The sequence below is a fragment of the Gordonia pseudamarae genome (assembly GCF_025273675.1).
Taxonomy (GTDB): Bacteria; Actinomycetota; Actinomycetes; order Mycobacteriales; family Mycobacteriaceae; genus Gordonia; species Gordonia pseudamarae.
On the sequence record NZ_CP045809.1, the window covers coordinates 4,118,919 to 4,137,771 of the forward strand.

Genomic DNA, 18,853 nt, shown 5'->3' on the forward strand with positions numbered 1-18,853 from the left:
CACCGTCACCGTGTGCCAGGACCCCACGGCCGCTGCCCGCTCAGTCGCGCGCGAAACCTTGGACGAAGGCCGCCGCGACGAGCGCCGCCGCCTGCAGGAAGCCGAAGATCAGCGCGACGATCGCACCCACGCCGAGATCGACCACCCCGGGCAGCGCCAGGGCCGCCGACAGCAGCGCCAGCCAGCCGCCCGAGGCGAGCACGGCCAGCACCGGCAGCGCCCGTCGATACGCCGGCACCACCAGCAGCGCCGCCGCCACCGCCATCGCGCCCATCAGGATCAGGAATTTGCCCGGGTTGAGCAGGATCTCGTAGGAGAAGAACCCGGGTACACCGGTCAGGTCGTTGCCCCACCGGTCCAGCTCGACCTCGGTGACCGAGGCGCCGAACGACACCCAGTCGACGAAACCCATCGTGTAGGTGACCAGACCGGCCACCGCGGAGATGAGGACAAGGACAGTCGAACGATTCAGCAGTCCGGGCCGAAGCGGCCGCCATCGCGCCGGACGACCGGGCGGTGGGCCGGCGAACGGTGCACCGGGACCGTCGGGGCCGGCGAACCGGGGACCGCCCGAGGCCGGGAGCCCACCCCGATTGAAGCCCGGTTGGGCCGGACCCGGCCCGTACTGGGCGGCAAAAGGCCGACTGGGCGGCTGCTGAGCGGGCGGCTGCCCGAGCGGCTGCTGGGCGGGAAAGGGCCAGCTGGGCGCGCCCGGCGGACGCGGCGCCACGGCACCGCGACGATCCGGCCGTCCCGTCTGCCCGGGGAATCCCCCGCCCGGAGTGCCGGGCCCGGAAGTATGAGGCCCGGGGGAACGAGCCCCGGCGGTGTGCGGTCCGGGGGTGTGCGGTCCGGGACCACCGGGCCCCAGGTCACGGCGCACCGGATCACCGGGGATCGGCCCGAAGTCGTCGGCGCCGGGCGCCCGGAACCTACCCGATCGGGGTTCGGATTCGGGTCCCGGCGGCTCCGGCCTGGTGTGTTCCGGCCCGGTGGGATCGGGCGGGGGCGTCTGTCCGGTCACTCGTCCATCGTAGAGCCGCCGGGACCGGGAACGAGCGTGTTCGCGGTGCTCATGCCGAACGGATTCGCGGCGCCCGCGGCAAGCGGATCGGGCACGAGGCCGAAGAATCGGTCATCATGGCCTAATCTGAACATCATGTCCGGGCGCAGCATGAGTTTCGATCCCATCGAGGAAGCTCGGGCCCATTGGACCGAGTCCGGCTGGGGCGATGTCGCCGACGGCATGGTCGCGGTCACCTCCGTGATGCGGGCGCACCAGATTTTGCTGGCACGCGTCGAAGCGGTCCTGCGGCCCTACGGTCTCACCTTCGCCCGCTTCGAATTGCTTCGCCTGCTCGCCTTTTCGCGATCGGGCTCGTTGCCGATCGCCAAGGCGTCCGATCGCCTGCAGGTACACGTCACCAGCGTCACCCACGCGATCCGCCGGCTGGAGGAAGCCGGGCTGGTGCTGCGCGAACCGCATCCCACAGATGGACGCACCACAATCGTGGCGATCACCGATACCGGCCGGTCCACCGTCGAGACGGCCACCGTCGCGCTCAACCGGGACGTGTTCGGCAACGTCGGCATACCCGGAGAAAAGATCACCGGCCTCGTGGATGCAATTCATTCGTTGCGCCACGACGCCGGTGACTTCTGATCCCCTCGATACGGGACCGGGTTCAGCGCAGAGTCTGGATGATCGCCGAGAAATCCAGATCCGCGTGCTGCTCGGCGAAAGACCGGTACAGCTGTGCCGCATGCGTGCCGAGCGGGGCGCGGGCCCCGGTGCTGGTGACCGCGTCCATCGCCAGCCCCAGATCCTTGTTCATCAGCGCGGTGGCGAAACCGGGCTTGTAGTCGTTGTTGGCCGGTGAGGTCGGCACCGGACCCGGCACCGGGCAGTTGGTCTGCACCGCCCAGCAATTGCCGGTGGCGCCGGTGATCACGTCGTACAGCGCCTGATCGGACAGACCCAGTTTCTCGGCGAGCTTGAACGCCTCGCCGACCGCGATCTGCTGAACGGCCAGCACCATGTTGTTACAGACCTTGGCGGCCTGCCCGGCACCGGTATCACCGCAGTGAATAATCTTGCCGGCCATCGGATCCAGCGTCGAACGGGCCGCCGAGAAGGCCTCATCGGAACCGCCCACCATGAATGCCAGCGTGCCCGCCACCGCGCCCTTGACACCGCCGGACACCGGTGCGTCGACCTGTGCGAAGCCGCGGTCGACGGCCTGGGCGTTGATACGCCGGGCATCGTCCACCGAAATGGTCGAGGAATCGATGAACAGCGCACCGGAGGTGGCCACGGGCAGGATGTCCTCGTACAGGGACTTCACGATGGGCCCGCTCGGGAGCATCGTGATGACCACCTGCGCGCCCACCACCGCCTCGACCGCCGTGGTGAACACCTTGATGCCGTTGGACTGGGCGATCTCCACCGCCGCGGGCACCGGATCGAAACCGTGTACCGCATGCCCGGCCTTCACCAGATTGGCGGCCATCGGGCCACCCATATTGCCCAGTCCCAGAAAAGCTATCGTCGTCATTGGTTCATCGCTTTCGCATTCGGGTTGTCGGTAGGAACTATTTTCACGCAGTTGCGGGCGTTCGGTGCCGGAGTTGGCCGACGTTCCCCGCGCCGGGATGAGGAGTCCACCATCACGGGTCGAGGTGCGAGGAGCGTCGGCGGAGTGGCGGTCAGGCCTCGGCGAACCGGGCGGCGACCGAGCGACCGACCACCACCCGCATGATCTCGTTGGTGCCCTCCAGGATTCGGTGCACGCGCAGATCCCGCACGATCTTCTCCAGTCCGTACTCGGCCAGATAGCCGTAGCCGCCGTGCAGCTGCAACGCCTGGTCGGCGACCGCGTAGCAGGCGTCGGTGACGAATCGTTTCGCCATCGCACAGCGTTCGGCCTTGTCGGGGGTACCGGCGTCGAGAGCCCGCGCGGCGTCGTGCAGCATCAGCCTGGAGGCGTGCAGCGAAGTGGCCATGTCGGCGAGGGTGAAGCGGATGGTCGGTTCGTCGATCAGCTTGCCACCGAACGCCTCACGCGAGGCCACGTACGCCGCCGCCCGATCGAACGCGGCCTGCGCGCCACCCAGGGAGGAGGCCGCGATGTTGAGCCGGCCACCGTTCAGGCCGTTCATCGCGATACCGAAACCGATCCCCTCCTTGCCGCCGAGCAGCCGGGACGAGGACACCCGCACGTCGTCGAGGACGACCTGGGCGGTGGGTTGCGCATTCCAGCCCATCTTGCGTTCCTGCGCACCGAAACTCACCCCCGGGGCATCCCGGTCGACGAGGAACGTCGAGATGCCGCGGGGACCGTCGCCGCCGGTGCGCGCCATGATGACGTACATGTCGGAGGTGCCCGCACCGGAGATGAACTGCTTGGCCCCGGTCAACACGTACTCGTCGCCGTCGCGGATCGCCCGCGTGGCCAGCGCCGCCGCATCCGAACCGGCACCCGGTTCGGTCAGGCAGTAGCTGGCCACCGCATCCATCGACGCCAGTCGCGGCACCCAGGTGCGACGCTGCTCGTCGGTGCCGTACTGATCGACCATCCACGTGCACATGTTGTGAATCGACAGGAACGCACCCACGGCGGGATCCGCATGGGCCAGCGCCTCGAAGATCCGCACCCCGTCGAGCCGGGTCAGGCCGCTGCCACCGACATCCTCGGAACAGTAGATCGCGGCCATACCCAGCTCGGCGGCCTCGCGCAGGACGTCGACCGGAAAATGGTGCTTCTCATCCCAGTCGAGTGCATACGGGCCGATCTTCTTGGCCGCGAACGCCGCCGCCGTCTCGGCGATGACGCGGGCGTCGTCGTCGAGAGCGTCGGGGCCGAGCGCGTGGTCGAAAGTCGCTGTCACAGAACTCAATCCATCGTCGGGATGACGAACTCGGCACCATCCTTGATACCCGAGGGCCAGCGGGTGGTGACGGTCTTGGTCTTGGTGTAGAACTCGATCGACGCCGGTCCGTGCTGATTGAGGTCGCCGAAACCGGACCGCTTCCAGCCGCCGAAGGTGTAGTACGCCACCGGAACCGGGATGGGCACGTTGACGCCGACCATACCGACCTCGACACGGGCGGTGAAGTCACGGGCGGCGTCGCCGTCGCGGGTGAAGATCGCGACCCCGTTGCCGTACTGGTGATCGGTGGCCAGCGCGAGCGCCTCCTCGTAGTCGGCGGCCCGCACGATCTGCAGGACGGGGCCGAAGATCTCGTCGGTGTAGGTCACCATCTCCTTGGTGACGTGGTCGAACAGGGTGGGGCCGATGAAGTAGCCACCCGAGAGATCCTCGTCGCCGAACTGCTGTTCGTCGCTGGCGCGTTCCCGGCCGTCGACGACGAGCTCGGCACCCTCCTCCACGCCCTTGTCGATGTAGGAGCGCACCCGGGCCAGCGCCGCGCCGGTGACCAGCGGGCCGTAGTCGGCCTTGGGGTCGAGGCTGTGGCCCACGCGCAACGCGACGACCCGGTCGACGAGCTTGGCGCGCAGGCGGTCCGCGGTCTCCTCCCCCACCGGGACGGCCACCGAGATGGCCATGCAACGCTCGCCCGCACTACCGTAACCGGCGCCGATCAACGCATCGACCGCCTGGTCGAGGTCGGCGTCGGGCATGATGATCATGTGGTTCTTGGCGCCGCCGAAGCACTGCGAACGCTTTCCGTGGGCGGCGGCCGTCGAGTAGATGTACTGGGCGATGTCGGAGCTGCCGACAAAGCCGAGTGCCTTCACGTCGGGGTGGGTCAGCAGCGCGTCGACGGCTTCCTTGTCACCGTTCACGACCTGGAACACACCGTCGGGCAGCCCGGCCTGGGTGAACAGTTCGGCCAGCCGCACCGGCACGGAGGGGTCGCGCTCGCTCGGCTTAAGGATGAAGGCGTTGCCGCAGGCGAGGGCGGGGCCGGCCTTCCACAGCGGGATCATCGCCGGGAAGTTGAACGGGGTGATGCCGGCGACCACGCCTAGCGGCTGGCGGATCGAGTGGATGTCGATGCCCGGGCCGGCGCCTTCGGTGAAGCTGCCCTTGAGCAGGTGCGGGATGCCGACGGAGAACTCGATGACCTCGATGCCGCGCTGGATGTCGCCGAGGGCGTCGGCGTGGGTCTTGCCGTGTTCGGAGCTGAGCAGGGTGGCCAGTTCGTCGGCGTTCTGGTTGACCAGGTCGATAAACCGCATGAGGACACGGGCCCGGCGCTGCGGGTTCCAGGTGGCCCAGCCGCGCTGCGCCTCGACCGCGGTGGCGACAGCGGCCGACACCTCCTCGGCGGAGGCCAGCGGAACCCGGGCCTGGACCGCACCGGTGCTGGGGTCGAAGACGTCGGCCTGGCGACCTTCGGTGACCGTCACGGCGGCACCGTTCAGGTAATGCGGAATGCTTCGGATCTCTGTGAGTTGCGTCATATTATTCAGCCTTTCGCGGTGCGCCGCTGATCCCGCCGAGCGGAACGCGGCATGACATGGTGCACGCATCGGAGCCGATGATCTGCACGTCCGGCACTGTTCGCCAGGGCGCGCGCTGTGGCCCACGACTCACAATACTAGGACATCCTAGTAAATTTGCCCAGCCCCGACTACCTGCGTGTATTCAAGACTCAGGGTCGGCTGGGGTAGCCTGCCTCACAACGAAAGGAGAGCTGCCACATGTCCGTCGTCATCCTTTACGGAACAGAGAGCGGCAACGCGGAGATCGTCGCCGATTCAGTGGCCGACGTCCTCACCAGCTACGACCCGTCGATCTACGACATGAGCGACTACGCTGTCGAAGACCTCGACGCCGCCGATTTCTACGTCATCGTCTGCTCGACCTACGGCGACGGCGAACTGCCGACCGGCGCCGAACCGTTCGCCGAAGAACTCGACGAGAAGAAGCCCGACCTGACCGGCCTGAAGTTCGCCGTGTTCGGGCTCGGCGACTCGATCTACGACGAGACGTTCAACCACGGCGGCGAGATCATGGCCAAGAAGCTCAGTGACCTCGGCGCCACCCAGGTGGGCGACCACGGTCGGCACGACGCGGCGTCCGCGATCAAGCCGACCTTGCAGGCCGAGGAATGGGCCGGAGCGCTCACCTCGGTCATCGATTCGGTCACCGCCTGACCCGTCAGAGGCACCACCGGCGTACTTCACACCAACAATCTGACAAGACGGGCCTGTTGCTCGTTGTTGCCGCCGGTGTTGCCCCTTACGGTATTCTCATGCACCAACCCGCCGGCCGCTGTTGCCCAGAGCCCCCCGCTGCCGTGCGGTCCTCCGGCACCGCGAATTGCCCGCACCGGACAGAACTCGAACGGCTCGCCACGCTCGACACGGACACCATCGACGCCGCCCTACTCGGTGCGCGCGCACTGTATCCACTGATCTCCGAGGCCGTCGACCAGTACCTCGACCTCGACGACCAGGCCGATGCCGCGTTCGCCGCCGGCAACACCGACGATGCGATGTACCTGCACCAGGAAGCCTCCGCATGGCGCGCGACGGTGACCGTGCTCAAACAGATCGAGTCACGCGGGCACCGGGCCGACAGCACCCCACAGGCCGGCATCGCATGAGCGGCCGGACCCTCGTGCTGATGCGCCACGGCAAATCCGGCTATCCGCCGGATGTGTGGGACCACGACCGTCCCCTCGCCGACCGAGGCATCAGTCAGGCCGCCCTCGCCGGCGACTGGATGTCCGACGACGGGCTGAGCATCGATCTGGTGCTGTGTTCCACCGCCACCCGCACCCGGCAGACCCTGATGCGGACGGGCATCGACGCGCCGGTCGACTACGTCGAGGACATCTACGGCGGCGCTCCGTTCGAGATCCTGGAGGCGCTGCGCATCCACGTACCCGACGACGCGAGGACCGTGCTGGTCGTCGGGCACGAACCGGGTATGCCGGCCACCGCGCTGACCCTGGACCCCGACGGCGAGATCGACCGCTTCCCCACCTCGGCGTACGCGATCGTCGATGTGTCGGTGCCGTGGGCCGAGATCGGCCTGCGGCCGGGCGGCGGCACACTCCGCGCGCTGCGCATCCCCCGGTAGTCGACCCGACACTTCCGCATCGGGCGCCCGCTGGCGTACCATGGATTGCGAAATTCATCAATCCGTTAATTCATCAACCAGGGGGCGGTGTGCCGTACACACATCCCGATCAGCCGCTGTACGAGATCAAAGCCAACCTGTTCAAGGCGCTGGCCCACCCCGCCCGCATCCGGGTGCTCGAGGTACTGACCGCCGGCATCGGCCCGACCCCGGTCAGCGAACTGCTCGCGGCCACCGAACTCGAGCCGTCCTCGCTGTCCCAGCACCTCGGCGTACTCAAACGCCACAAGGTGGTCACCAGCGCCCGCTCCGGCAATGCCGTCTACTACCAGCTCGCCCATCCGTCCATCCGTGAACTGCTGGTGATCGCCCGCATGTTCCTCGCCGACACCCTTGCCGCACAACGAGATCAATTCGACGCCATCGCATCGCTACCGCCGGTGACGCGGGCATGAGCGGCCCGGGTCCGGCGAGTGTGCTTCGGCGAGGCACCCGATTCCTGCCCCGCCCCAGCGACTACACCCAACTGCGCTCGAGCTGGCGCACCGACATCATCGCCGGGGTCACCGTCGGTGTCGTCGCGCTGCCGCTCGCACTGGCCTTCGGCATCTCCTCCGGCGTGGGCGCCGCCGCCGGACTGATCACCGCCGTCGTCGCGGGCCTGGTGGCCGCGGTGTTCGGCGGATCCCACGTTCAGGTATCCGGGCCGACCGGTGCGATGGCGGTAATCCTCGCGCCGATCGTCGCGCAGCACGGTCTGGGGAGCATCGCGATCGTGACCATCATGGCCGGGCTGATCGTATTCGCCGCCGGGATCGTCGGGCTGGGCCGGGCCGTCACATTCATCCCGTGGCCGGTCATCGAGGGATTCACGCTCGGTATCGCGGCGATCATCTTTCTGCAGCAGGTCCCGGCGGCATTCGGCACCACCGCGCCGTCCGGCGAACGCACCCTCGTCGCCGCGATCGACGTTGTCGCACATACACAGTGGGAACGGACGCTGCCCGCGCTCGGGGTGGTCGCGGCCGTCGCCGCGTTCATGCTGATCCTGCCGCGAATCCATCGGTCGATCCCCGAATCGCTGACCGCCGTCGTCGTGGTGGCCGTCGCCGCCGGGCTCCTGCACCTCGATGTGGCACAGATCGGCGAGCTGCCGTCCGAACTACCCGCACCCACCCTGCCGGACATCGACCCCGGGGCACTCGGGTCGCTGGCCGGGTCCGCGGCGGCCATCGCCGCACTCGCCGCCATCGAATCGCTGCTGTCGGCGCGCGTCGCCGCCACCATGACGCCGTCCGGACCCACGGGGGCACCCGCCACCGCGTACGACCCCGATCGCGAGCTCACCGGCCAGGGACTCGCATCGGTGGCCTCGGGCCTGTTCGGCGGGATGCCCGCCACCGGTGCGATCGCCCGCACCGCGGTCAACGTGCGCGCCGGGGCACGTACCCGGGTCGCGGCGATCGTGCACGCACTGGTGCTCCTGGCCGTGGTCTACCTGGCCACCGGCCCGGTCTCCGCCATACCGCTCGCCGCACTGGCCGGGGTACTGATGGTGACCTCGTTCCGGATGATCTCGCTGCACACCGTGCGGTCGATCCTGCGATCAACCCGCGCCGACGCGGCGATCTTCCTCGTGACCGCGATCATCACCATCTGCTTCGATCTGATCGAGGCCGTGCAGATCGGGATCGTGGTGGCCGCGTTCTTCGCGCTGCGCCAACTCGCCCATCGCTCGAGTGTCACCCGCGAACCGCTTCCCGGCCAACCCCTGCCCGGCGACGAACACATCGCCCTCCTGCGCGTGGACGGTGCCATGTTCTTCGGTGCTGCCGAACGTATTTCGTCGGCGATCACCACCGGCGCCGAGGACGACCCGGACATGCGCGTGGTGATCATCCGGTTGTCCCATCTCGGGATGCTCGACGCGACCGGGGCCCACACGCTCGCGCAGATCGTCGGCGACCTCGAGGGCCGCGGCATCACCGTCATCCTCAAAGGCGCGCAGGACGAACACCACCGATTACTCAGCGGTGTCGGCGTCTTCGACTCGCTACGGCACAAGAACCACCTGATGAACGATCTCGACGACGCCGTTCGCCACGCCCGCAGGCACGTCGCCACGCCCGGCTGACGGCCAGATCCGCACTGCGCGCACGCGCGTTCATGGTGGGATGGGAGGCATGAACGATGGACTTGTCGTCACCACATCGCACGGATCGTACCGGGGCGCCCGGGGATCCGGCGCCGACGTGTGGAAGGGCATCCGGTACGCCCGGGCCCGGCGCTGGCGGCGCGCCGAGCCACCCGCACCGCACACCGAGATCATCGAGGCGACCACATACGGGGCGGTGTGCCCGCAGGCCCTGATCCCGGGCATCGACCTCGGCAAGGACGCCACGTTCAGCGAGGACTGCCTGTTCCTGAACGTGTGGCGTCCCACTGTCGTCACGCCCGGGGCGTCGCTGCCGGTGATGGTATGGATCCACGGCGGGGCGTACGTGTTCGGTTCGGGAAGCCAGGGCCTGTACGACGCGACCACGCTGGCGGTCGACGGGCAGGTCGTCGTCGTCACCGTCAACTACCGGCTCGGCGCGCTCGGCTTCGCCGATCTGTCCACCTTCAACGAACCCGGGCACACGCGGTTCGAGTCGAACGCCGCGATGAGCGATGTGCTGGCCGCACTGACCTGGGTGCGGGCCGAGATCGCCGGATTCGGCGGCGACCCCGAGAATGTCACCGTCTTCGGCGAGTCCGCCGGCGCCGGCATCGTCACCACCCTGCTCACCATGCCCGCGGCCGAGAACCTGTTCCACCGGGCCATCGCCGAGAGCTCACCCGCCACCTCGGTATACGGCGGCGAACGGGCCGCCAAGGTGGCCGGCAACCTGCTGTCGGTGCTCGGGATCGGGGTCCGCGACGTGGCGCGGTTGCATGACCTCGACATCCGGCAGATCCTGCCCGCCACGATGAAGGTGTACGGGCAGGTTCCGGAGGAGACACCGGGCACGCTCGCGTTCGCGCCGGTCGTCGACGGCGACCTCCTGCCCCGGCACCCGATGGACGTGTACCGGGCCGGCGAATCGATGTCCGTGCCGCTGCTGATCGGCACCAACAAGGACGAGGCCGCGCTGTTCACACTGATGCGGCCGCCGCTGATGCCGGTGAAGATTCCCGAGATCAAGCGGATGTTCGACACCATCCGCGCCGAGGACCCCACCGCGGCGGTCCCCACCAGGGAATCGCTGTCCACGGCGTACGCCGGGGCCAGTACCAAGGTGGCCGGGCTCGGGATCGCCCGCGACATCGCCTTCCGCATGCCGACGGTGTGGCTGGCCGAGGCACACGGCCGCCATTCACCCGTATACCTGTACCGATTCGACTGGGCCACAAAGGTCATGAAGGCCCTGCAGATGGGCGCGACACACGCGACCGAACTGCCGTACGTGTGGGGCAACCCGTTGACCGGGCCCGCCGGGGTCGCGTTCCGCCTCGACGGACGCAAGACCGGTGAGGACGTCTCCCACAGGATGCGCCGGCGCTGGACTGCGTTCGCACACCTCGGCATCCCGTCGGGCGTCGAACCGCAGTGGCCCGCCTTCGACGAGGAATGCCGCTCGACACTGGTCATCGACGCCACCGACCGTGTTGTCGACGACCTGGACGCCGCCATCCGGCGGGTGTGGGGTGATCAGACCCTGCACTTTCGGTGACCGCACCCGCGAAGACCGATCGACGCCACAGCCCGGCGGTCCACCGAAACCCGATCTCCCGCCTCCATACGTCGTGACGTCCCGGGTCCGGCATTTCCGGGTTTGGGGCTTCTGGGTCCTACGCGTCTGGCCGGGCTCAGCCTCCGTGACAGGGGCGACAGGGAGCGGCCGGCTCGGCACTGTCGCCGTCCGGAAAACTATAGGTGACCGGCAGGTGCGGCGGCGCCGACGCCACCGATCAGCCGCCGTTACACAGCAGATAGAGACGGTTTCCCTGATACGGTCCGAACGTGGCGATCAGATCGTCGCGGGACGAACCGATCAGTTCGGCGACCGAGGTCATTCTGCGTGGCCCCGTGGGCTCGGCGGGCGAGCCGTCCACGGGTGGACGCGCCACGGCCATCTGGTTGTTCACGGATTTCCCCTCACGTTTGGCAGGCTTGTGAAATCTGTTGATCTACAGCACTTTTTGCGGTTGGCACTGACCGCACACGAGTGACGCGCGGCCCGCGCGCCCCACCCCTCGCGGGACGCGGCCCGGCCGCACGGACTCGTTCAGACGAACCCCGTGTCGCAGTGCCGGACTGTGGCAGCCCCCCGTCGGCACTCGACGCGATGGTCCCGGCGCCGGGAACGCGACTTCGGAACGGATCTCGCCCGAAGTCCTCCCAACTCCCGAGCAACGTTACGTGTACGTAGGTTACTAGACCGTAGGGTAATCCAGCTCACGTTCCCGTGTCTACGTATTGCGGCTCATTCGAGTTGGCAAATTCTCTGTGCCGCCGCGCGCCCGGGAGTGGGGGTTCACCGACCGACCGACCGCCACGGACTGCCCACCCCGGCTCACCGACAACATCCGGAAAAGCAAAACGCCCGCGGACGACGTGCGTCGCCCGCGGGCGTTGATCGTGCCGGGCCGATCAGCGGCGCCATGCCTGGTGCAGAGTCACCGAGTCTGTGACCACACCGCCACGCCACGGCTTCTTGAGGTAGACGTGGTTGTCGCCGTAGAACGAGCCCGCACCCCACACCTTGACCGTGAGCGCGGTGTTCCAGGGAAGGTTGCGGACGACGTAGCGGTATCCGACCGACCGGCCGCTGTTCTGTGTGCCGACCTTCCGCGCATGCGCGACGACACCGCCCCAGCGGTCGGTGATGACCACCGTCGGCGCCTGACCGAACGAACGCGGCCCGTGGCCGCGGTTATCGGGGCGGGAGGTCGTGGTCGTCCACACCGTGATGTCGACCCGGTTGGTCTCCTTGATCCAGCTCTTGCCCGGCCCGGTCGGGTTCGGACGCGCCGCGGCCTCACCTGCCACCAAACCTGCCAGACCCACAGACATAATCAGCGCCAAAAGCGCTACCGTGAGCTTTCTGAACATTGAAATTCCTTCCGTTGGACGCATCTGGCGCCACACTTCCGATGCAACGTCTCGTCCGTCTCATGATGATCCCCTCGAAGTGCACTTCGTCACAACTACCGGAATTGTTTCACGATGGGCCCGGGGAGTCGTCCAACCGGACTACCGACGGATCCGCGGACCGTCGGCGAAACCGCCCTCGTTACGGTCGAACCGGTAGGGGTCCATACCGGATCACCGGCACGGGGCGGACGGCCGACGGACCGGCTCACCCGGGCCTACCGGCGGCCACCACCCTGACGCAGGTACACCGACTCGGTGACGAACCGATCACGCCACGTGCGCTCGAAGTAGACCTCATTGTCACCGTAGTACCGGCCACCGGAGACGCTCACCTTCAGCGGTGTGTTCCACGGCAGATCCCGGGCCACATAGCGGAAGGTGGTCCGGCCGTGATCGCGGTACCGGTCGACCTGCCGGGCGCCGGCGACGTAGCGTCCCCACCTGGTGGTGATGGTCACCTCCGGGCCCCGCCACGAATTCCAGTTCGTCGTCGACACCGTGATGTCGAGCTTGTTGGAGACCTGCCTCCCATTGTTATTGCCATGGTTCGAAGGAGCGGCAACGGCCTGGGCCGCGCCCCATCCCGCCAGTCCGATCGCCATGAGCAGTGCCATCACGGCCACCGAAAATCTTCTGTACATTGATTCACTCCTCGTAGATAGTCGAGCACGCGCATTGACCTACGTTGGCGCGTACCCGTTTACCCCATCACACAACAGGTGCGACGAGAATCGTCGGCAGATCCGAGCGATAGCCGAACCTTAGGCGCGGTCGGCCGAAATGAAACGAGTAGTCGACTACTCGAATGCCGCAAACGAGCCATGGCATTCCGCCGATTCGCCGACCCCGACAGTATCGACTACTCGCATTTTGCACAATCATTCCTATTTCTCGAATGCGCAGTAAGTGATCTCCCGATGTCGTGCCGACGGCCGAACCCCTACGCGGTGGATCGGGGCTGAGATATGACCACGATCCACCGCATATCGCCGTTCCCATCGTCGATAGCCGAGGTGACGATTCGGGGGTACCGCGCACCCGACCGGAGGCTGTTTCAGCGGAAGGTGAGGAACTTTTCCAGATCTGACATACTTCTGTTCACCGACAGACATCATCGGCAAGAGACGGCCCACAGTCTGCGGCCACCGACGGCGACAGCTCGGACGACAACGGCTCGGACGACAAGAGGTTCACGGTTGACCTAGGGGGCACCCATGACCATATCGAAGCTCAGTATCGACTTCGGCACCACCAACACAGCCGCGGCATTCGTCGACCGCCACGGCAACCTCCACGAGGTCCGACTGTCGCATACCTCTACGTTGATGCCCTCGGCGGTCTTTGCCGACGGTGACAACCTGGTCGTGGGAGCAGCGGCGATCAACCTGTCCGCCACCAGACCCGATGCCTACGAACCCAACCCGAAACGACGCCTCCGCGAACCGAACATCCTTCTCGGCGACGTCCGTTACAAGACCACCAAACTCGCCGCGGCGGTCCTCCGGTCGGCAATCACCACCGCGAGCACCGTGCACGGCGGACCGTTCGACCAGGTCATCCTGACCCACCCCGACGGCTGGGCCGGACATATGCAGGCGCGACTCCGCAAAGCGGCCACCCGCACCGGACTGCACCCTCAGCAGATCACCCTGATCACCGAAGCCCAAGCAGCGGCACACTTCTACAGCACCAACCACGACTTCCCCGACGACCCGCGGCTGTGCGTCTTCGACTTCGGCGCCGGCACCTGCGATGTAGCCGTACTCGATCGCACCCCCAGCGGGCAGTACATCGTCGCCGCCTCCGACGGCCTGGAAGACCTCGGTGGCACCGACATCGACAGCCGCGTCTACGACTGGGTGCTGCGGCACATCACCGCCAACACCCCCCACATCGTCGGGCAAATACGCAGCCCACACGCCGCGCTGACTCTCATCGACCGAGTCCGCGACGCCAAGGAATCCCTCTCCACAGCCAACCGCGCTATCATCCCTGTCCCCGGCGGAGAACCAATTCAACTGACCCGCAACGAATTCGATTCACTCATCTACCGGGACGTACAACGCGCGGTCGCCCTCACCCAACGCGTGATCACTGCCGCCAACCGCTCCTCGAACGCCCCGGTGGGCCAGATCTACCTCGTCGGCGGGTCCAGCCACATCCCGCTGGTCCATCGCGAACTCAGCGCACTCGGCACCATCGCCACCCTCGGCGACCCCAAGACCGTCGTCGTTCAGGGGGCTCTCGCCCGACCCGCGCCGGTGACTCCACCACCGATCCCTCCGGATCCCGGACCCCGACCGGACCCCACACCACCACCTCCTCCCCCGCCACCACCCAAGCGTCGGGCGCTGGTCGTCGGCATGCTCGCGTTGGCCGTCGTCGTCGCGACCGCCATTGTCGCAGCCGTCGTCGTCATCGCGCAGAATGACGATCCGCCGACACCGAACAACGCCGGCGGATCGTACGAACCCGCAGGCTCCGGCACTGATGTTTCCGACAACTCCGACGGTGGCACATCAGCCGACAACGGTTCCACCGGTGAGGTTTTGTCGGGCTCCGGTGGGTGCGGTTTCGCGACCGAGACCTCTCCCACCGAACGCCAATGTCAGCTCCTGGCCAAGATGCCGTCGGAGATCAAGTCCGTGGCCACCTGTGATCCGACTGATCCGTGGCGCGGTTCGAACACGGCTGTGCAATGCCTTCCACCCTCCAACGCATCCGCACCGTATTACAGCGTGGTGCTGTACGACTACTCCGATTCAGCCACCGAAATCACCGCGGTCAACTTTTCCGAGCCACCGGAGAACGGCACCTGGCCCGAACCCAATTCACAGAACACGTGGACCACCCCGACAGGTACCACCGGCGGAAGAATGTACTCATTCAGCACCAACGCGGGCACGTGGCATCAGATATGCACTACCCGATGGAGCACGAAGACGGCGTCATGCATCGGTTACGATCCACGCGTTCGGACAGCCACACAGGTGGTCGGCTGGTGGCAAAATCAGGTGTACCTGTGATCTTTCGCACTTCGGATTAGGGGATCCATTTGGCGCGCCGAGCGATGGTGCCGCGCAGGAGGAATGCGAGGAACCGTTGCCGCTCATCCGATGTGGGTTGCCGGGAGCCGGCGAGCGAATACCCGACGATCAGCTTGTTGACATCGGCGACGCCGACGACCGCCGCGGTTTCCCCCGCCCGGTACAGATTCCAGCAAGATGCGCGGTCGACGACGGTCAGCGAACCGGTCCCAGAATGGTCAATGGATAGACGACTCCGCCGCCGAGGACATGCCGCGCCAATGTCACCACCTCGGACGAACGCAGATCGAGCTTTCGCAATTCATCGAATGTCGCCCATCTCGCGCCGAGCGTATCCTTGTTGGGTTCGGTGCGGGGCGGGTCGTCGGTCTTCGGGGATGCCACATAGATCACGCGGGCCCGCGCGGCGCCGCCGTCGACGGGCTGGTAGTTCACCGACAGCACGCCATCGAGGGTGATCTCGATGCCGGCCTCCTCCATGGTCTCGCGGTGCGCGGCATCGGCGAAGGTCTCACCCACCTCGACCCGCCCTGCGGGGATATACCACGTCTCACCGTGTTTGCGCTCGTGCACCACCAGTATCCGCCGCCCCAAGCGGACGACGACAAGTGCGAAACTCCACGTCGGAATAGGTTCACGTGCCATAGTTGCTCCCCAATCGGTCATGCCCCGACCCTCCACGTGGGGTCAGGACCACCTCGTCGAACCTGACCCGCAAACCTCACTCGGCCTCACCACCCTGTTCACCTACCGCAGCCGCCTCGACCAGGCCGTTCTCGTCGGCGTCGACGACACCATCGCCATCGAGATCTGAGGATCGGCCGGCCAACCCTGGGTGTTGACTACTGCATCCGACATGGGCTTTTCGTGATTCTCTCTGTACGGTCGTGGTCAATCAGGTAGGAGACCGACCAGCGGGAGAAAGTTCCCACGGACAAGCAGGAACTTTGAGCCCGAGCCAGAACTCCTACTGATCGACGGCAACCACGCGGGACAGGACCTCTCCAACTCGGATACCAACCCCTGCTCCCCTTAGCAGAATCGCATGGGGATTCACCTGATGAACAGTTCCTGGTACGTGACCACCGGGTTGCACACGCTACACACGATTTCGGCGGGCGCACCCGTACAGGTCATCGCCGCCGCTCCCGGCCGGTCGGTCGTCGACATCCACCCGGGTTTCGCCGTGCTGCTCACCTGGGACGAGCGTACGTCCATCGCTCAGCGAACGGTGTCGATCGCCCTGCTCGGGCTACGCCCCGCAGCCGGGTCGAGCGTCGCTTTCGTGGTGGTTCCGCCACATGAGGTGAACGGCACCCACGATCTGATGCGTCGGGCATACATCGAGAACTGGTCGCATCGGGCGCCGCATAACGTCATGGGATTCAGCACGAGCAGCTCGGAATCCGGTGTAACAGCCATCATTGAATATCTGGCCTCGTTACCGGTCCGAAATATGGGGGATCTCGGCGACAACGGCTGGGTGGGGATGTTCGCATGGCTCGGCGACTTCGCGGGTGGCGGCGTGGCCGATATCCGGCACGCGGTATGGGACAGCGGCACATTCGGAAGGTGCCGACCTCATTCTCGGGCACCCCTACCCACGGTCGTCAACTATCCGCGCCTCCGGCAACCCAGGTGGTACCGGCAGCTGGGGTCGCATGTCACCGAGTCGGGCTTTGCCGTCGAATGCCTCGGGGATGACGCAGTGACCGATCAACGGATCATCGACACCGGTCGTGGGATACATCTTTCGATCACTGAACCCGACGACAACACCGTCCTGGCCCTGATCTTCTTCCCCGACCCGGAAGTCAGCTCGGCAATCAAACCAGCCGCCCTTGAATTATACTGGGACAGCGATGATTACCCGTTCCGCATCACCCCGGCACCCAATCGCCCCGATCACTGTACCGACATCACGCTCGGCAACCCGAGCCAAGGGCCCGAATTTTGCTGCGTCCTGAGGCCCGACGACGTCGACAAGCTGGTCACGCTGATCTGCAAGGCACCCGCCGCCTCGGCGTACACGATAACCGAATGGCCATTTCCCGGAATCTGTGTGTGGCGCGGCACCATCGCCGACAATGGGCAAGCCGTCGTAGAGCTGATTCCCCCGGATATGGTGGCCGAAGACTTCCACAGTGGCCGCTATACCCAGGTCACCACTGTCGACATCACGTCGCAGTGGTCGTTCTCCGATCAGGCATCGCGTCCGGTGGCGCGGATGGTGCACGTCGATGGACCAACGCCAGCCGCATCGTCCATGCCCCCAGCAGCGCCGAAGGTGATTTCGGTAACCGGCGGACCCGTGGCCGAGGAATCACTGATCACCGTGCACGTCCCGGGCGGATGGTTCGAGAAGGTGTCGGTGAGTCTGTTCGCACCCGACGGCGAGGCCAATGCGATCGTGTCGGTGGAACCGCTCGACGAGTCGATCGGCCTCGACCGGTACAGTGCCGTCCAGGGCGACCTGCTGCGCCAGGAATTCGACGACTATCGGGAAATCTCCTTCGAGAGAATACAATTGGACGATGGTACGTCCTGTGATCTGCGTGTGTTCTCCTGGCGTCCGCCCGACGGGGTGCCCGTCACCCAGATGCAGCTGTACTACGTCGAACCGGGACACGGCTTTACCACGACAGCGACCACACCGTCGACCCAGTTCCATCGTTTCGAGGACGTCTTCCGCCGCACCCTGACCACGCTCCGGCTGGGCCGAGGGGCCTAGGTGTAAGACCTACGCAGAGCCACAGCGACGACCGATGATCAGGCAGGAAATCGGCGGTGCAGGGCCAAGTGAATCTACCATGCACGAAAACCCTTGTCCCCCAAGCTTGGGCAGGCCGGTAGACAACGTCTTCTGGATGCCAGGCCGCACAGACCGTCCGCTCAGCGATCCTCAGTACTCCGACGAGTCGTACGGCTCCCTGTCGACCGCATCACTCCACGAATCCCGGTCGGCATCCGGGGTCGGCGCCAACCACACATCGATCTGCTCGTTGTCGCTGTCCTGAATTTTCTGCATCAGATCGTAGGCGTTCTGATCCCGGATATTCCCGGACTCGTCGAAGGCCGCGTTCCACAGCGGGCTTCCCGGTCCGGTGCCACTCCCGGTCGTGCTCGTCCCGCCCGGCGCTACCGCAGTGTCCGCCGTACCTTCACCATCGGTGTCCACGTAGGTGGTGCCGTTGACGACGATCGTCTCGAACAGTCCGTTCTGATCATTGTCGGCGCCGACCGTCTCGAAGTGTCCGTCGCCGTCCATGTCGACGGCTTCACCGTCGATGAGACCATCCTGGTTACGGTCGAACTGGTAGGTGTCGATCACGTTGTCACCGTTGGTGTCCCGTGCGAATGCGTCGGCAACACCGTCGCCGGTGGTATCAAGTGCCAGCGTGTCGGCGACACCGTCGCCGTCGGTGTCGAATCCCTGCGTCATTGTCGTCTCCTCGTCTTGGTCGCCGGTTGTTGTCGACCGATGATTGATAACAGTTATGAGCACGCCGGAGCGGGAAAAGTTCCTCACCACCGTGAATCGCCGACCAACCGGTTGCGGTGCGCCGACTGTCGCGGAGACACCGCTGTGAGGAGCACCTACGGTTCATAGCGC

20 protein-coding genes are annotated in these 18,853 nt (G+C 66.3%); 10 read left to right on the forward strand and 10 right to left on the reverse strand.

Annotated elements, in window-relative coordinates; genetic code table 11:
• Nucleotides 1-40 precede the first annotated feature (40 nt).
• Nucleotides 41-1,024, reverse strand: a complete 984-nt coding sequence (locus GII31_RS17885) for a DUF5336 domain-containing protein (protein ID WP_260840083.1) — start codon at nt 1,022-1,024, stop codon at nt 41-43.
• Complete coding sequence (locus GII31_RS17890; RefSeq protein WP_260840084.1) at nt 1,021-1,176, reverse strand: hypothetical protein; 156 nt, start codon at nt 1,174-1,176, stop codon at nt 1,021-1,023. Before GII31_RS17890 ends, GII31_RS17885 begins: the two co-directional genes overlap by 4 nt.
• Between GII31_RS17890 and GII31_RS17895 the strand changes: the two genes are divergently transcribed.
• Entirely contained in the window at nt 1,160-1,663 is a 504-nt protein-coding gene (locus tag GII31_RS17895) for a MarR family winged helix-turn-helix transcriptional regulator (protein WP_260840085.1), read from the forward strand. The two genes, GII31_RS17890 and GII31_RS17895, sit on opposite strands and share 17 nt — an antisense overlap.
• Nucleotides 1,664-1,685: 22 nt before the next feature.
• On the opposite strand, the gene mmsB is transcribed toward GII31_RS17895, so the two are convergent.
• The 3 genes from mmsB to GII31_RS17910 form a co-directional block, all read right to left on the reverse strand.
• On the reverse strand, nt 1,686-2,555 hold the full coding sequence (gene mmsB / locus GII31_RS17900) for a 3-hydroxyisobutyrate dehydrogenase (RefSeq protein ID WP_213244716.1): 870 nt from the start codon (nt 2,553-2,555) through the stop codon (nt 1,686-1,688).
• Between the two features lie 151 nt (nt 2,556-2,706).
• The gene (locus tag GII31_RS17905; RefSeq protein WP_213244717.1) at nt 2,707-3,888 is read right to left on the reverse strand and encodes an acyl-CoA dehydrogenase family protein; all 1,182 of its coding nucleotides are present in this window, start codon (nt 3,886-3,888) and stop codon (nt 2,707-2,709) included.
• Between the two features lie 5 nt (nt 3,889-3,893).
• Nucleotides 3,894-5,429, reverse strand: coding sequence for a CoA-acylating methylmalonate-semialdehyde dehydrogenase (locus GII31_RS17910; protein ID WP_213244718.1), 1,536 nt, complete (start codon nt 5,427-5,429; stop codon nt 3,894-3,896).
• Between the two features lie 240 nt (nt 5,430-5,669).
• Between GII31_RS17910 and GII31_RS17915 the strand changes: the two genes are divergently transcribed.
• The 6 genes from GII31_RS17915 (at nt 5,670) to GII31_RS17940 (ending at nt 10,769) form a co-directional block, all read left to right on the forward strand.
• The gene (locus tag GII31_RS17915; RefSeq protein ID WP_213244719.1) at nt 5,670-6,125 is read left to right on the forward strand and encodes a flavodoxin domain-containing protein; all 456 of its coding nucleotides are present in this window, start codon (nt 5,670-5,672) and stop codon (nt 6,123-6,125) included.
• 98 nt (nt 6,126-6,223) lie between these two features.
• The gene (locus GII31_RS17920; protein WP_213244720.1) at nt 6,224-6,577 is read left to right on the forward strand and encodes a hypothetical protein; all 354 of its coding nucleotides are present in this window, start codon (nt 6,224-6,226) and stop codon (nt 6,575-6,577) included.
• Nucleotides 6,574-7,056: a SixA phosphatase family protein gene (locus tag GII31_RS17925; protein WP_213244721.1), complete on the forward strand. Its 483-nt coding sequence runs from the start codon at nt 6,574-6,576 to the stop codon at nt 7,054-7,056. The genes GII31_RS17920 and GII31_RS17925 overlap by 4 nt, the downstream gene beginning before the upstream one ends.
• An 89-nt stretch (nt 7,057-7,145) precedes the next feature.
• Nucleotides 7,146-7,511: an ArsR/SmtB family transcription factor gene (locus tag GII31_RS17930; protein WP_213244722.1), complete on the forward strand. Its 366-nt coding sequence runs from the start codon at nt 7,146-7,148 to the stop codon at nt 7,509-7,511.
• On the forward strand, nt 7,508-9,190 hold the full coding sequence (locus tag GII31_RS17935) for a SulP family inorganic anion transporter (RefSeq protein ID WP_213244723.1): 1,683 nt from the start codon (nt 7,508-7,510) through the stop codon (nt 9,188-9,190). Before GII31_RS17930 ends, GII31_RS17935 begins: the two co-directional genes overlap by 4 nt.
• A gap of 49 nt (nt 9,191-9,239) precedes the next feature.
• The gene (locus tag GII31_RS17940) at nt 9,240-10,769 is read left to right on the forward strand and encodes a carboxylesterase/lipase family protein (RefSeq protein ID WP_322973033.1); all 1,530 of its coding nucleotides are present in this window, start codon (nt 9,240-9,242) and stop codon (nt 10,767-10,769) included.
• Between the two features lie 238 nt (nt 10,770-11,007).
• Here GII31_RS17940 and GII31_RS17945 read toward each other — a convergent pair whose 3' ends face one another.
• The 3 genes from GII31_RS17945 to GII31_RS17955 form a co-directional block, all read right to left on the reverse strand.
• Nucleotides 11,008-11,184, reverse strand: a complete 177-nt coding sequence (locus GII31_RS17945; RefSeq protein WP_213244725.1) for a hypothetical protein — start codon at nt 11,182-11,184, stop codon at nt 11,008-11,010.
• A gap of 505 nt (nt 11,185-11,689) precedes the next feature.
• A complete protein-coding gene (locus GII31_RS17950) occupies nt 11,690-12,112 on the reverse strand; it encodes a hypothetical protein (protein ID WP_213244726.1) in 423 nt (140 codons plus the stop codon).
• Between the two features lie 296 nt (nt 12,113-12,408).
• Nucleotides 12,409-12,834, reverse strand: a complete 426-nt coding sequence (locus GII31_RS17955; RefSeq protein ID WP_213244727.1) for a hypothetical protein — start codon at nt 12,832-12,834, stop codon at nt 12,409-12,411.
• Between the two features lie 573 nt (nt 12,835-13,407).
• On the opposite strand from GII31_RS17955, the gene GII31_RS17960 reads away from it, so the two are divergent.
• Nucleotides 13,408-15,219, forward strand: coding sequence for an Hsp70 family protein (locus GII31_RS17960; RefSeq protein ID WP_213244728.1), 1,812 nt, complete (start codon nt 13,408-13,410; stop codon nt 15,217-15,219).
• Between the two features lie 216 nt (nt 15,220-15,435).
• Here GII31_RS17960 and GII31_RS17965 read toward each other — a convergent pair whose 3' ends face one another.
• Nucleotides 15,436-15,885 (reverse strand): NUDIX domain-containing protein, encoded by a 450-nt coding sequence (locus GII31_RS17965; protein ID WP_213244729.1) that lies wholly within the window; start codon nt 15,883-15,885, stop codon nt 15,436-15,438.
• Nucleotides 15,886-15,904: 19 nt separating this feature from the next.
• Here GII31_RS17965 and GII31_RS17970 point away from each other — a divergent pair, with 19 nt between their 5' ends.
• Together GII31_RS17970 and GII31_RS17975 are read left to right on the forward strand one after the other, a co-directional pair.
• Entirely contained in the window at nt 15,905-16,054 is a 150-nt protein-coding gene (locus tag GII31_RS17970; RefSeq protein ID WP_213244730.1) for a hypothetical protein, read from the forward strand.
• 246 nt (nt 16,055-16,300) lie between these two features.
• The gene (locus GII31_RS17975; protein WP_213244731.1) at nt 16,301-17,971 is read left to right on the forward strand and encodes a DcrB-related protein; all 1,671 of its coding nucleotides are present in this window, start codon (nt 16,301-16,303) and stop codon (nt 17,969-17,971) included.
• Nucleotides 17,972-18,142: 171 nt separating this feature from the next.
• Here the strand turns inward: GII31_RS17975 and GII31_RS17980 are convergent, their stop codons facing one another.
• Nucleotides 18,143-18,682, reverse strand: a complete 540-nt coding sequence (locus tag GII31_RS17980; RefSeq protein WP_213244732.1) for a hypothetical protein — start codon at nt 18,680-18,682, stop codon at nt 18,143-18,145.
• Between the last annotated feature and the right edge of the window lie 171 nt (nt 18,683-18,853).

Excerpts from the sequence above, each read along its gene's own strand:
- GII31_RS17895 (WP_260840085.1), top strand. The coding sequence starts at position 1,160 with ATGTCCGGGCGCAGCATGAGTTTCGATCCCATCGAGGAAGCTCGGGCC.
- GII31_RS17890 (WP_260840084.1), bottom strand. The coding sequence starts at position 1,176 with ATGCTGCGCCCGGACATGATGTTCAGATTAGGCCATGATGACCGATTC.
- mmsB (WP_213244716.1), bottom strand. The coding sequence starts at position 2,555 with ATGACGACGATAGCTTTTCTGGGACTGGGCAATATGGGTGGCCCGATG.
- GII31_RS17910 (WP_213244718.1), bottom strand. The coding sequence starts at position 5,429 with ATGACGCAACTCACAGAGATCCGAAGCATTCCGCATTACCTGAACGGT.
- GII31_RS17915 (WP_213244719.1), top strand. The coding sequence starts at position 5,670 with ATGTCCGTCGTCATCCTTTACGGAACAGAGAGCGGCAACGCGGAGATC.
- GII31_RS17920 (WP_213244720.1), top strand. The coding sequence starts at position 6,224 with ATGCACCAACCCGCCGGCCGCTGTTGCCCAGAGCCCCCCGCTGCCGTG.
- GII31_RS17925 (WP_213244721.1), top strand. The coding sequence starts at position 6,574 with ATGAGCGGCCGGACCCTCGTGCTGATGCGCCACGGCAAATCCGGCTAT.
- GII31_RS17935 (WP_213244723.1), top strand. The coding sequence starts at position 7,508 with ATGAGCGGCCCGGGTCCGGCGAGTGTGCTTCGGCGAGGCACCCGATTC.
- GII31_RS17940 (WP_322973033.1), top strand. The coding sequence starts at position 9,240 with ATGAACGATGGACTTGTCGTCACCACATCGCACGGATCGTACCGGGGC.
- GII31_RS17950 (WP_213244726.1), bottom strand. The coding sequence starts at position 12,112 with ATGTCTGTGGGTCTGGCAGGTTTGGTGGCAGGTGAGGCCGCGGCGCGT.
- GII31_RS17955 (WP_213244727.1), bottom strand. The coding sequence starts at position 12,834 with ATGTACAGAAGATTTTCGGTGGCCGTGATGGCACTGCTCATGGCGATC.
- GII31_RS17960 (WP_213244728.1), top strand. The coding sequence starts at position 13,408 with ATGACCATATCGAAGCTCAGTATCGACTTCGGCACCACCAACACAGCC.
- GII31_RS17965 (WP_213244729.1), bottom strand. The coding sequence starts at position 15,885 with ATGGCACGTGAACCTATTCCGACGTGGAGTTTCGCACTTGTCGTCGTC.
- GII31_RS17970 (WP_213244730.1), top strand. The coding sequence starts at position 15,905 with ATGCCCCGACCCTCCACGTGGGGTCAGGACCACCTCGTCGAACCTGAC.
- GII31_RS17975 (WP_213244731.1), top strand. The coding sequence starts at position 16,301 with ATGAACAGTTCCTGGTACGTGACCACCGGGTTGCACACGCTACACACG.
- GII31_RS17980 (WP_213244732.1), bottom strand. The coding sequence starts at position 18,682 with ATGACGCAGGGATTCGACACCGACGGCGACGGTGTCGCCGACACGCTG.